Genomic DNA, 12741 nt, shown 5'->3' on the forward strand with positions numbered 1-12741 from the left:
TAAAATAAACGCTGTTAAGGGTAATACATGCATTAAGTAAATATTTATGATATATTTGGGGTGAGATTATGTTTAAAAAAATAAAAAAAGCAATAACAAGATTTTTCGACACTTTAGCCAAATCAAGCCAGGAGGAGTTTGGGAACGAGAGACTAGACTGCTGCAAGCTTGACAGGCCAAAGAAAAGTAAATAAGGGTGAAATAGCATGAGGTCAAATGATATAAGTATTTTAGTAGTAGATGATGAGACCAAAATAGTAGATGTAGTAAAATCTTATCTGGAGAAATCAGGATATAAGGTACTTGAAGCCTTTACAGGTCACCAAGCTCTTCAACGATTTGAAGATGATAAACCATCTTTGGTTATACTTGATTTGATGCTTCCAGATATGACAGGAGAGGAAATATGCAAGATAATCAGGAGTAAGTCCAGAGTTCCAATAATTATGCTTACAGCCAAGGTAGAGGAAGAGGATATACTGAAAGGCCTAAATATAGGTGCAGATGACTATATAACAAAGCCTTTTAGTCCGAGACAACTTGTAGCCCGTGTAAGAGCTGTCCTTCGCAGAACTCTGGATGATGCGCTGCCTTTGGCCAATATCTATAGCTTTGAGGGAGGAGATTTGGTAGTAGATGTGGAGAAACACCAGGTAAAGAAGCATGGTAAACTCATAAACCTTACTCCAAGCGAATTTAGTATTCTGATGGCTTTAGTTAAGCATCCTAATAAAGTATATACAAGAGAAGAATTGATTACTCTGGCTTTAGGTGAAGATTTTTATGGATTTGACAGAACAATAGACTCTCATATAAAGAATTTGAGACAGAAGATTGAAGATGATCCTAAGTCCCCTAAGTTAGTTATTACAGTGCATGGAGTGGGGTACCGGTTTGGTGGTGATTGATATGAAGTATAGCTTAAGGACTAAACTGACTATATCATATATTTTGATTGCAGCAGTATGTGTGTTTTTGATAAGCATCATTTCTAATATATATTTAGACAAGTATTTCCAGGATTATATTATAAAGAGTCAGGCAAGGAAAAACAGTGAAATAGTTGCTCTTGTAGCACAACAATACAAGACTGAAGGCAAGTGGGACAACTTTTCCATCCAAAGCATTGGGATAAATGCATTGGAAAATGGAATGATAATCAAGGTACAAGATGCTGATGGTACAGTAATCTGGGATGCCATGAAATATAATACTGCAATGTGTCATAATATGATGGCTAATATGGAAAATAATATGTACAGCCGTTATCCAAACTGGGAAGGTGAGTATATAAAGGATAGCTATCCTTTAGTGCATAAAGGTGATACTGTAGGGAATATTGAGATAATTTATTATGGACCTTTTTACTATACTGATAGCGATTTGGAGTTCATAAACACTCTGAACCGAGTTTTTATTGGCGTAGGAATTTTATCATTATTGCTGTCCATTGTAATAGGTGCAATTATATCAAGAAACATAAGCAAGCCAATAACCAGGGTTATAGATAGAGCTCATCTAATTTCCCAGGGGCACTATAGCAGCAGAAGCAATGAAGAAACAGATACAAAAGAAATAAATGAGCTGATAAATTCTATAAATGATTTAGCCCAGAACCTTGAATCCCAAGAAAGGTTGAGGAAACAGCTTACAGCGGATGTAGCCCATGAATTGAGGACTCCTCTTGCAACACTACAAAGTCATATGGAGGCAATGATTGACGGAATATGGGAAGCGGATACTGAGAGATTAAAAAGCTGCCATGAGGAGATCCTGCGTCTTAATAGACTGGTGGGAGATCTGGGTAAGTTGGCGAAGTACGAGAGCAGTATCCTAACTTTAGATAAAACAGAGTTTGATCTTAAAGACTTAGTTACAAGAGTTGCTGGAAATTTTGAAAGAGGATTTATAAGTAAAAACATTGAGCTGATATTAAGACTAGATGAGCAAAGCATCAGGGCTGATAAGGATAAAATAAGCCAGATGATAGTTAATCTTATTTCTAATGCTCTTAAGTATACTAAAACAGGTGGAAAAGTGATTATAGAACTGACTGGTGATAAGAATAAAGCGGAGCTGACAATAATTGATAATGGAATTGGAATTGCTGAAGAAGACCTGCCTAATATTTTTGAAAGGTTTTACAGGGCTGATAAGTCCAGAAACAGGCTGACTGGAGGGGCAGGAATTGGTCTTGCCATAACTAAGGCTATTGTAGAAGCTCATAAAGGAATTATTGAGGTTGAAAGTGAAATAAATGTAGGTACTAAGCTTAAAGTTTCCTTACCCAAAAATAATCCAATGGCTTAGGCGGATATATATCATTATGATTTTTATTCTTACAGTAATATGAATACTATTAATGTAAGAATTTTTTTTGATTTTTCTTCGATGTACATGCCTATTCTAAATTATGAATAAATTGTTCTATTTGTATTGACACTAAAAAGGAAATAATGTATTATATAAATATAGGATAGGGGGGTACCCTATAAGAAATGTGACGAGAAGGGATGAAAAGTATGAAGACCGAATCATTAAAGATAATAGGCATGACCTGCGCAGCTTGTGCCAAGGCATCGGAGAGAGCAGTCAAAAAGCTAGACGGTGTTGTTGAGGCAAATGTTAATTTTGCTACGGAGAAGATGGTGGTTCAATACGAAGATAGCAAGCTTGATATAGATAAAATAAAGGAAGCTGTAAGAAAGGCAGGATACGAAGCGGTAGAAGAAGTTGAAACAAAGGAAGTACTCATTCCAATAGAGGGAATGACATGAGCTGCTTGTGTAAAAACTCTGGAGAGAGTGATATCCAAACTTGAAGGTGTTGAGTTTGTTTCTATAAATTTATCTACTGAGAAAGCCAATGTAAGATATAATGCCAAATTGATAAGATTGTCGGAAATAAAGCAAGCAATCGCTAAAGCTGGATATAAAGCTTTAGAAATAGAAAGCAAAAACAGAGTCGATGAGGATAAGGCCAGGAAAGAAAAAGAGATAAAGACATTATGGACGAAATTTATTGTGTCAGCTATCTTTGCTACTCCTTTGCTAATCCTTGCAATGGCACATATGATACCAGGTTTGAACAAATCACTGCCTGCGTTGTTGGACCCAATGACAAACCCCCTAAGATTCGCTTTAATACAAATTGTATTGGTAATTCCTATTGTCATTTCTGGATATAGATTCTATACAGTAGGTTTTAAAGCCATTATAAGAAGAAGCCCTAATATGGATTCTTTAATTGCCATGGGTACTTCTGCAGCTATTATTTACAGCCTGTACTCAACATACATGATTTACATGGGAGATCATCATAGTGTTATGAATCTGTATTTTGAATCTGCAGGGGTTATTATAACATTGATACTTCTGGGAAAATCTCTTGAAGCAGTATCAAAAGGTAAAACTTCTGAAGCTATAAAGAAGCTGATGGGTTTGGCACCAAAAACTGCAACAGTGATTCAGGATGAAAAGGAAATCCAAATACCTATAGAAGAAGTAGAAGTTGGAGATATAATACTAGTTAAGCCTGGTGAGAAAATACCTGTAGATGGTGAGGTAATAGAAGGATATACCTCTGTTGATGAATCTATGCTGACAGGCGAGAGTATTCCTGTGGAAAAGCATATAGGAGACAAGGTTGTAGGAGCCAGCATAAATAAGAATGGTTCCATCAAATTCAAAGCTACAAAAGTAGGAAGCGATACCGCCCTGGCTCAAATAATAAAGCTTGTTGAAGATGCTCAGGGTTCCAAGGCTCCCATAGCTCAAATGGCAGATATAGTCTCAGGCTACTTCGTTCCCATAGTCTTTGCTATAGCTATAGTAGCATCAATTGCCTGGTATATAAGTGGAGAATCTGCGGTATTTGCATTGACCATATTTATATCAGTATTAGTAATAGCATGTCCTTGTGCCTTAGGGCTGGCAACGCCTACAGCCATAATGGTAGGTACGGGCAAAGGGGCTGAATACGGTATATTGATAAAGGGTGGAGAAGCACTGGAGACCACTCATAAAATTAATACAATAGTATTTGATAAAACAGGTACTATAACAGAAGGTAAACCCGAAGTAACCGATATTGTAACTGTTAATGGAAATGAGAGAAATAGGCTTCTCCAGATTGCGGCATCGGCAGAAAAAGGTTCTGAACATCCCTTAGGCGAAGCAATAGTAAGGGGAGCAGAAAATGAAAATATTGATTTGCTAAAGGTAGATAGATTCAGTGCAATACCTGGTCATGGAATTGAGGTTAATATTGAAGGACAAGATGTACTTCTTGGAAATAGAAAACTTATGATAGATAAGAATATTGAACTTAAGGAGTTGGAAGAAGAATCGGACAGACTTGCTTCGGAAGGAAAGACACCTATGTATATAGCTATTGATAATAAGCTAGCAGGCATAATTGCAGTAGCAGATGTGGTGAAGGAAAGCAGTGCCAAGGCAATTCAAAGGCTTCATGATATGGGGATAGAGGTTGTTATGATAACCGGTGATAATAAAAGGACTGCTGAAGCAATAGCAAAACAAGTTGGTATCGACAGAGTCCTTGCAGAGGTACTTCCTCAGGACAAGGCTAATGAGGTAAAGAAATTGCAAGCAGAGAACAAAAAGGTTGCCATGGTAGGAGACGGCATAAATGATGCACCAGCTCTAGCCCAGGCGAATATAGGAATAGCTATAGGCTCTGGTACCGATGTAGCCATGGAATCCGCAGACATAGTATTGATGAGGAGCGATCTTATGGATGTACCAGCAGCAATAGAATTGAGCAAGAGCACCATAAGAAATATCAAGCAAAACCTCTTTTGGGCCTTTGGATATAATACTGCAGGAATACCATTGGCAGCTGGAGTGCTTCACTTATTCGGCGGACCTTTGTTGAATCCGGTATTTGCGGCAGCAGCTATGTCTTTGAGCTCCGTATCAGTTCTCACCAATGCTCTCAGACTGAGAGGATTCAAACCCACAAGATAATAGACAAAAATGTAATATAAAAGCTAGCTTGAAGAACTGACAAAAGTCATCCTGAGGGTGAAGCCCGAAGGATCTTAAGACCAATTTTAATATGAATGGAGGAAATGAAATGAAAAAACAAATCAATATCGAAGGAATGAACTGTGGACATTGTGTAAAGCATGTAGAGGAAGCTCTAAAGGAAATCAGTGGAGTTGCAAATGTGGAAGTAAGCCTGGAAGGCAAATATGCAACTGTGGAACTAAGTGGTGATGTTGAGGATTCCAAGCTTAAAGAAGCAGTTGAAGAAGCAGGATATGATGTAATCGGTATTAAAAGCATATAGGATTGTAAAGATTTTGGGGGTTATGGAATGAATGATGATTGCAAAATAACTGATTGTGGAAGCTGCTGTGATGAAACCTGCAATCAAAGAAAGACAAACAGGTCAGACAAGATGAAGTCATCTCTCATATCAAGACTCAACAGAATAGAAGGCCAGGTTAGAGGCATAAAAGGAATGATAGAGAAGGATGTCTACTGTGATGATGTTCTTAATCAAATAGCTTCTGTACAGGCTGCGATGAATTCTGTAAGCAAGTTGCTGCTGGAAAGCCATATGAAAAGTTGTCTTATCAGCAGGATACAGGCAGGAGAAATGGAAGTAGTGGATGAGCTTCTTAAAACCATAGAAAAGATGATGAAATGAGAAAATACCTTTGTATCCATATGGATACAAAGGTATTAATTTTATGGAAAATATTTGCTTCGAACTTTTTCTAAATCCACGGTATTAATATCGTCAACTACTTCAACTACACCTAAAATATAGTTATCTTTTATAATTATATAGCCATCGGTTTTTTTAGGACTAAACTCAACTTCATTTATACCTTTTTTGCCGGTAAATGAGATAATATCTTCTCCTGTCGTTGCATCGAAAATATAGTATTCGCCCTCAGGATTATCGAAATCGCTTAAATTGAAACTTAACTTTGTTTTCTCTCTGTTTCCTGTAACAACAATTAATGGCTGCAATTCATAACCTATACCTTTAAACTTTCCAATTTGATATTCTCCGTCAACTATAGCTTTGCTAACCAGTGTTTCAGTTGAAGCTTGAGATATATCGTCACCATAAATGCTGGGCTTGCTTGTTATATCGGATTCTTCATCTATTGGTACTGCGCAGCAGCTTGGACCCGTACTTGGCGGCGGTAAGGAAGGGTCAGCCTTTGAAGTATCAACTGTGTCCAGGTCGTCAACAACCTTTATAACACCTCTTATCATACCCATCCAGCAACTGAAGTTTATATCTTTATCTCCTGGTGTAAATTCTTTAATATTTTCTCCCTTTTTCAACTTCCATTCAAGATTCAATTCTCTTGCAACGATTGCATTATTGCATGAATTCATTTGCTGGCCATCGATTACCCACTTAACAGGTATTCCTTTCTGGACATAAAAAGCATTAGGGGTATAACCGTTGTTATTAGCAGTCATGTTTATTATTTGAATGCCATCCTGTATAGTTGCTTTTGCCACATACGGATTTGATGAACCACTTGAACTGCTGGCGAATACCGTCATAGGATTAATGTTTATGCCTGCCAGTGCAAGACCCCTGTTTCCCATTATCAGGCCAAGGATTACGATAAGCACACCGCTAAATTTAAGTATTTTTTTGGTATAGCCTCTGCTCAATAGCCCAGATAATGCACCGAAGGTCAGCATAAGGGGCACTGTTCCTACTGCAAACATAAACATGGCCAATGCACCTTTTAATGGACTTCCTGTGCCTAGAGCGAAAAGCTGCATGGTTTGAAGAGGACCACAGGGCATCAAACCATTTAGCAAGCCGACTATAAATGGAGAGCCAGATTTACTCTTTGCTTTGCAAGCAAAATGAGGCAGCTTAATATGAAATTTTCTAAATGCACTGAAGCCAGCCATATTAAAGCCCATCATGATCATAAATACACCTGCAAATATCTGCATTGCTGCTTTTGCAGTAATCGAAAGCGAAATCACAGAACCAAGGGCACCGATAATTCCGCCGAGGATAGTGTAAGCTATGACTCTCCCTAAGTTATATAAAAGTGACGGCTGAATAGCCTCGAACTTGTTTTCGCCTTTTCTTGACAAGCTTTGAGACAGCATGATTCCACCGCACATCCCTACACAGTGGATTGATGTAAGCACCCCTACCAGAAAGAGAACTGCATAGGATGCATTAGCAAGCTTTTCTTCCATATCAAAGCCATTGGTTTTTAAACCTAGAAGAACTATACCTACAGCAATTATCAGGATTCCCATGAATTTATAATCATTGGAACCTTGCGTACTGTATCCGGAACTTTTTATTGCATCTTTAATTTTATTCAGGTTGCATAGCTCATCATCGTATTCAACTTCTGCAAATTGCTCACTGAAATTGGCTTTGGCGTACAATACTCCATTTAGCTTCTTAATAGCTCTTTCAACACGATTTTCACAAGATGTACAAGTCATTTCATACACTTTAATTTTTTCTCTTTTAATACTCATAGATGACCTCCCCTTATTGTGTTCCCAGTATAAATTTTTTAAAATTTATTACATGTTTACAAATATAAAAAAAAGATGTGTTGATTTTATGGAGACAAAAAATTTTTTAAAGATTTTCTTCATAAATTCTCCACATTCTCGTAGTATTATCAAAGCATAGACACATAACAAATAATAAATTTCAATTTAGCAGGAGGTTAATACTTATGAAGAAAAAAATTACAGTGTTAGTTACCGTATTTTTACTGGTCACTGTGTTGAGTTTACCAGTAGTTTATGCGGCAGGAGAGAATGGTTCAGAGAGAGCCGATTTTTTCAACTCCATGTTTGATTCCATGAGGAGCTGGGTAAATGAAGCTAAGGAAAATGGTGATGTTACCGAAAAAGAAGCAAAAGCATGGGAAGAACATTTTAATTATATGGAAAGATTCCATGAAGAAAATGGGTATGGACCATGCGGAGGCTTCGGAGGTAGACAATCCGCAAGAGGAATGATGGGCGGTTATTATAACGGCGGTATGATGGGTGGCTTTAATAATAATCGATTTTAGATATGTTGTTATCCATAATAACTATTTTTGAAAAAACTCCTTGTAAACAAAGAGAGGTTACTACACTTGAAAGTATAGTAACCTCTCTTTGTTTATATGTGAGGTAATTAATGTATTCTTATTTATCATAGTATCTTTATATAACATAGCAGATATTATCTTGAAAGCAGTTTCTTTATTGCTTCATTTTCCATAATTTCCTCTATATTGCTGATGCCTAATTGATTTAGGATTTTCATTACATTCAAGTTGTCAAAGGGTGTCAAAATAAATGAATCTTCTCCAAATTCATTTATTAGTTTAGTTGCCTTTTCTACATCGATATTAGCCCTTGGACCGCCTACACAGCCGCCTGAGCAGCCCATACCTTCAATAAAGTTTGAGTCCACTTTAATGCCCTCATACAGATCATTCAGTATTTGTCTGCACCCTTTTACCCCGTCAACCTTTTTAGCTTTAAGCTTGATGACTCTTGTAGGCGCCAGCCTGTTTACCACAGTTTTGACTGAAAAGCTGACACCGCCGGTCCTTCCATAGACTCTTCCTCCGAAAGAGGCCTGATCCTTTTCGTCTGATTGAAGCTCTTTCAGATTAATTTCAAGAGCACTGAAAATTTCTTTTAGCTCCCTGAAATTTAGCACATAATCTATAGCCTCTTTTAGCTCAGGCTCTTTAGCTTCTGCTTTTTTTGCTATGCAGGGAGCAATGAATACGATTTTGGCATTGCCATATAATTTCTTCAGTATTCTGCCTGAGGCAATCATTGGGGATACAGAAGGAGAGAGATGCTTATAGATGTCAGGGTAGTTATTTTTAATCATGTTGAACCATACAGGACAGCAACAGCTTGTTAAAAAGAAATCCTCTTCAGTCTTTACTAAATGATCGAACTCAAGAGCTTCTTTTATAGTGAGAATATCAGCGAAGAGAGCTACTTCAATCATATCCTTGAAACCTATCATCTTAAGAGCAGTTCTAAGTTGGCCCATGTTGATGTCATCGCCAAATTGACCTACTATTGCTGGTGCCACTGCAGCAAAGACGTGGGTTTCATCACTTTTCAGCAAATCAATAAGAGGAATGAATTCTATCTTGTCGGATATGGCTCCAAAATCACATTTAGAAGCACAATAACCACAGTTGAGACATTTATCATTAACAATAATGGGCTCATTTGCTCTGCTATATATGGGAGCCTCATACTTTTCAAATATCATACATTGGCAAGGATTATGGCTGCAATATTCACAGGGACCATCGATCTTGGCAACAATAGGCAGATTGATTTTTTTATATTTTTTTACCATGTCCAACTCATCTTTAAACTCATCATCTCTATTAGGATCCAAACCCATTGCAATTCTTATATGATCCTTTATAAAGGACATTTCATTATTTCTGAAACCATATTTATTTTTGATATCATATGCCAAATCATTCAAGTCCTTTACATTGTTCAAATTTCCATTCCAGTATCTCTTTACAAGTTCACTGAAAATATACATTCGCTTTTCATTGAAGTTGATATACCTATCTTCCATAAAATGCTCTCCCTTGACGTAGTTCTTTAAAGCCATTATTTTATAACCCATAGGAAGCCTTTCTTATAGTACCCCAATTTATTCTCAATTATGATTTGAGGGATGTGGCCATAGTATCTACAAAATAATTTGCATTATACTTGTTACACAATTTAGTTGCAATAAAAAAGTATAAGTATTATAATAAATATATCCCCCTATGGGGGATATATTTATTTTTGGAGGAGTTCTATATTATGACAGAAATGACAGCAGCCATCAAGGGATTTATGAAGGAGAGTGATGCTAAAACTATTATGGCGCTAGCCATACCTGCAATAATAGAAAATGTTTTGCAGGTTTTTGTTGGTGTGGTAGATACATATTTTATTGGGAAAATAGGGACAGAAGCAATAGCCGGAGTTGGAATAACAAACCTTATTATGAATATTTACATTGCGTTCTTTCTAGCTCTTGGGGTAGGAACCACTGCAATTATATCAAGGAATATAGGTGCCGATGATATTGAAAGTGCTAACAACACAGTTAAACAATCAATTATTTTGGCGTTAGTCATCGGTATATTTATAGGAATCATAAATGCAGTTTTTTCAAAAGAAATATTACTTGTATTGGGCACAGAAGAAAAAGTGTTCCAGTATGCATTGCCATACTTTTACCCTGTAGCAGTTCCATCGGTATTCCTGTGCATTATGATGATATTATCCAGTAGTTTAAGGGGTGCAGGAGATACTAAAACACCTATGCAAATAGCCATTGTAATGAATATGATTAATATAGTTCTGGATTATATATTGATGTTTGGTATATTTAATTTCAAAGGTCTTGGAATATTAGGTGCTGGTGTTGCCACTACCGTTTCTAGAGTTGCAGGTGTTATACTTCTGTTTATGAAAATCAATAGGAATAAAGTAAAAATACATGTTAATTTATTTAATAAATGGCATATTGATAGGGTTATACTCAAATCCATTACAAAAATCGGGCTACCCGCTGCATTGGAAAAGTTATTCATGAGATTCGGACAGCTTATATATAGCGGAATGATAATAAGAATAGGTACCGAAGCTTACGCTGCCCATAATATAGCTGGAACAATTGAAACCTTTTCCTATTTGCCAGGAATGGGATTTGGAGTGGCAGCTGCCACCTTGGTTGGGCAAAATCTTGGTGCCGGAAAAAAAGAAGTAGCTCAAAAAGCAGGATTAATGTCATATTTTTTAGCCGCCATATTTATGGTACTGGCAGGCATATTTTTTTACATATTCGCACCTATCCTCGCTAGTCTTTTCAGCAAAGATCCAATGGTAATTGACTTGGTTGTAAAAGTTCTAAGAATAATAGCATTAATTCAGCCCTTTTCTTCTGCTACTACTGTAATTACTTCAGCGCTACAGGGTGAAGGAGATACGAAGTTTCCTATGTATTCAACCTTAATTGGTATATGGGGATTACGGGTACTGGGAGTATATGTATTAGGCCTTAAACTTCATATGGGATTAGTTGGAGTGTGGGTGGCGGTTTCTATAGATATAGGCATCAGAGGTATTATTTTAATGATCCGTTTTTTAAAAGGCGGATGGAAAGATAAGAAATTATATTAGTTTATAAGGAGTGATTAAGATGCATGAACATAATCATCCTCAACAAAAACAGGTGATAAACAGAATGTCAAGAATCATCGGACATGCAGAAGCTGTTAAAAGAATGATAGAGGAAGGGAAGGATTGCAGCGAAATACTCATACAGATTGCGGCAGTCAGATCTGCCCTCAATAATGTAGGTAAGCTAATTTTGGAAGATCATATCAACCATTGTGTTTTGGAAGCTATTGAGAACAAGGATAAGGAACCACTGGAAAAATTAAATGCTGCAATAGATAAGTTTATTAGATGACCGTCGTCTCCCAGGAATATTCTTTGTAATCACACAATATAAGTAAAATTAATAATATAAATAATATGTAAGTTTATTATTGAGTGTAGGGAGATGAGGTTTTGCTATCATCTTATAAAAACTTCTATTCAGCGACTAATACACTTGATACCACCAGGATTATGGGAGATAATCCAATAGAATTCAATATAAATGCAACAAAGACAGCCTATCCGAGTACTGATGTGGAATGGCGACCTAATGCAGTTATACTTGTTCCTTTGACCACATACCACTATGGATTGTTAGCCTCACCTATTATCCATTTTCCGGTTAATGCCCCTTTGTTATTTACTAATCCCTTTAGGCTTTCCACAGGAATACTGGCAGAGATTAAGAGACTGTCTCCTACAGGCCTGAATGTACCTGCTAAAGTTATTATTGTAGGACCGATATGTCCTGCTGTAGAGATGCAGCTTAGGAATGCGGGGTTATCTACTATAAGAGTTATAGGCAGAGATCCTGTCGATACAGCTGGGGAAGCTTTGGAATTCAGATACAAGGTAGCTTCTAAAACCAGTGAAGGTTCTGACAATATAATGATTGTTCCTGCTGATAGCCCTACAGGATGCTTGCACGCTGCTTATTTCACTGCTCACATGGGGGTTCCCATTCTTTTTTCATATGAAGATAGATTGCCGGAGGCTACAAGAGGAAAATTGATTAAATATAACGATAAAAATGTATTTGTCATTGCAGGTAAGCATTTAATATCAGATGAAGTTCTTAATGAGATAAGAGGTTTGGTAAAAGGTAAGGTAGATAGAATTGGAGGCAGCACCCCTTATGAATGTGCGGTAAACTTTACTAAGTATTATTCACCAGAGGGCGATTTTGGGTGGAATATAAATACTAGAGATGGATGGTCATTTTGTTTTGGAGTACCAGAAGACTGGGTTCATGTTTTATCAGCAAGCATATTTGCTCATATTGGAAAGCACTCTCCTATTCTATTTATTGAACCGGATAATGTACCAAATGTGACTAAAAACTATGTGCTGTCACTGAATCCGCCTGAGCAACACCCTCCAAAACCCCCATTTATGCATGGCTTTATACTGGGAGGGTATAGTAAGATTACTCACAGAGCGCAGGTAGAACTTGAGAAAATTTTGATTAAAGGTGCAGGAGAGAATGGAATGCACCACTGATAACCTATATAAAAGCCTGACAAAATAATAATTGCCAGGCTTTTTCATG

General features: G+C 37.0%; 11 protein-coding genes and 1 pseudogene. 10 read left to right on the forward strand and 2 right to left on the reverse strand.

Annotated features, from left to right (window positions below; genetic code table 11):
- Positions 1-68 precede the first annotated feature (68 nt).
- From ACESM9_RS00940 to ACESM9_RS00965, 6 genes and pseudogenes are all read left to right on the forward strand, one after another.
- A complete protein-coding gene (locus tag ACESM9_RS00940) occupies positions 69-194 on the forward strand; it encodes an LDCC motif putative metal-binding protein (RefSeq protein WP_372994354.1) in 126 nt (41 codons plus the stop codon).
- Between the two features lie 12 nt (positions 195-206).
- Positions 207-908 (forward strand): response regulator, encoded by a 702-nt coding sequence (locus ACESM9_RS00945; RefSeq protein WP_372994356.1) that lies wholly within the window; start codon positions 207-209, stop codon positions 906-908.
- 1 nt (position 909) lies between these two features.
- Entirely contained in the window at positions 910-2310 is a 1401-nt protein-coding gene (locus tag ACESM9_RS00950) for a sensor histidine kinase (RefSeq protein WP_372994358.1), read from the forward strand.
- 212 nt (positions 2311-2522) lie between these two features.
- Positions 2523-4988 (forward strand): annotated as a pseudogene (locus ACESM9_RS00955) (heavy metal translocating P-type ATPase).
- Between the two features lie 109 nt (positions 4989-5097).
- Positions 5098-5313: a heavy-metal-associated domain-containing protein gene (locus ACESM9_RS00960; protein ID WP_372994360.1), complete on the forward strand. Its 216-nt coding sequence runs from the start codon at positions 5098-5100 to the stop codon at positions 5311-5313.
- 111 nt (positions 5314-5424) lie between these two features.
- Positions 5425-5676 (forward strand): metal-sensitive transcriptional regulator, encoded by a 252-nt coding sequence (locus tag ACESM9_RS00965; RefSeq protein ID WP_372994378.1) that lies wholly within the window; start codon positions 5425-5427, stop codon positions 5674-5676.
- A gap of 41 nt (positions 5677-5717) precedes the next feature.
- On the opposite strand, the gene ACESM9_RS00970 is transcribed toward ACESM9_RS00965, so the two are convergent.
- Positions 5718-7514 (reverse strand): sulfite exporter TauE/SafE family protein, encoded by a 1797-nt coding sequence (locus ACESM9_RS00970; RefSeq protein ID WP_372994362.1) that lies wholly within the window; start codon positions 7512-7514, stop codon positions 5718-5720.
- A gap of 206 nt (positions 7515-7720) precedes the next feature.
- Between ACESM9_RS00970 and ACESM9_RS00975 the strand changes: the two genes are divergently transcribed.
- Positions 7721-8065: a hypothetical protein gene (locus tag ACESM9_RS00975; RefSeq protein ID WP_372994364.1), complete on the forward strand. Its 345-nt coding sequence runs from the start codon at positions 7721-7723 to the stop codon at positions 8063-8065.
- 155 nt (positions 8066-8220) lie between these two features.
- On the opposite strand, the gene ACESM9_RS00980 is transcribed toward ACESM9_RS00975, so the two are convergent.
- On the reverse strand, positions 8221-9606 hold the full coding sequence (locus tag ACESM9_RS00980) for a [Fe-Fe] hydrogenase large subunit C-terminal domain-containing protein (RefSeq protein ID WP_372994366.1): 1386 nt from the start codon (positions 9604-9606) through the stop codon (positions 8221-8223).
- 236 nt (positions 9607-9842) lie between these two features.
- On the opposite strand from ACESM9_RS00980, the gene ACESM9_RS00985 reads away from it, so the two are divergent.
- The 3 genes from ACESM9_RS00985 (at position 9843) to ACESM9_RS00995 (ending at position 12692) form a co-directional block, all read left to right on the forward strand.
- Complete coding sequence (locus ACESM9_RS00985) at positions 9843-11210, forward strand: MATE family efflux transporter (RefSeq protein ID WP_372994368.1); 1368 nt, start codon at positions 9843-9845, stop codon at positions 11208-11210.
- A gap of 19 nt (positions 11211-11229) precedes the next feature.
- On the forward strand, positions 11230-11502 hold the full coding sequence (locus ACESM9_RS00990) for a metal-sensing transcriptional repressor (RefSeq protein ID WP_372994370.1): 273 nt from the start codon (positions 11230-11232) through the stop codon (positions 11500-11502).
- A gap of 101 nt (positions 11503-11603) precedes the next feature.
- The gene (locus ACESM9_RS00995; protein ID WP_372994372.1) at positions 11604-12692 is read left to right on the forward strand and encodes a cell wall-binding repeat-containing protein; all 1089 of its coding nucleotides are present in this window, start codon (positions 11604-11606) and stop codon (positions 12690-12692) included.
- The last annotated feature ends 49 nt before the right edge of the window (positions 12693-12741 follow it).

The sequence above is a fragment of the Lutispora sp. genome, from assembly GCF_041687175.1.
Lineage (GTDB): Bacteria > Bacillota > Clostridia > Lutisporales > Lutisporaceae > Lutispora.

Bases quoted from the DNA above. Each gene is read 5' to 3' on its own strand.
- ACESM9_RS00940 (WP_372994354.1), top strand. From the start codon at position 69: ATGTTTAAAAAAATAAAAAAAGCAATAACAAGATTTTTCGACACTTTA.
- ACESM9_RS00945 (WP_372994356.1), top strand. From the start codon at position 207: ATGAGGTCAAATGATATAAGTATTTTAGTAGTAGATGATGAGACCAAA.
- ACESM9_RS00950 (WP_372994358.1), top strand. From the start codon at position 910: ATGAAGTATAGCTTAAGGACTAAACTGACTATATCATATATTTTGATT.
- ACESM9_RS00960 (WP_372994360.1), top strand. From the start codon at position 5,098: ATGAAAAAACAAATCAATATCGAAGGAATGAACTGTGGACATTGTGTA.
- ACESM9_RS00965 (WP_372994378.1), top strand. From the start codon at position 5,425: ATGAAGTCATCTCTCATATCAAGACTCAACAGAATAGAAGGCCAGGTT.
- ACESM9_RS00970 (WP_372994362.1), bottom strand. From the start codon at position 7,514: ATGAGTATTAAAAGAGAAAAAATTAAAGTGTATGAAATGACTTGTACA.
- ACESM9_RS00975 (WP_372994364.1), top strand. From the start codon at position 7,721: ATGAAGAAAAAAATTACAGTGTTAGTTACCGTATTTTTACTGGTCACT.
- ACESM9_RS00980 (WP_372994366.1), bottom strand. From the start codon at position 9,606: ATGGAAGATAGGTATATCAACTTCAATGAAAAGCGAATGTATATTTTC.
- ACESM9_RS00985 (WP_372994368.1), top strand. From the start codon at position 9,843: ATGACAGAAATGACAGCAGCCATCAAGGGATTTATGAAGGAGAGTGAT.
- ACESM9_RS00990 (WP_372994370.1), top strand. From the start codon at position 11,230: ATGCATGAACATAATCATCCTCAACAAAAACAGGTGATAAACAGAATG.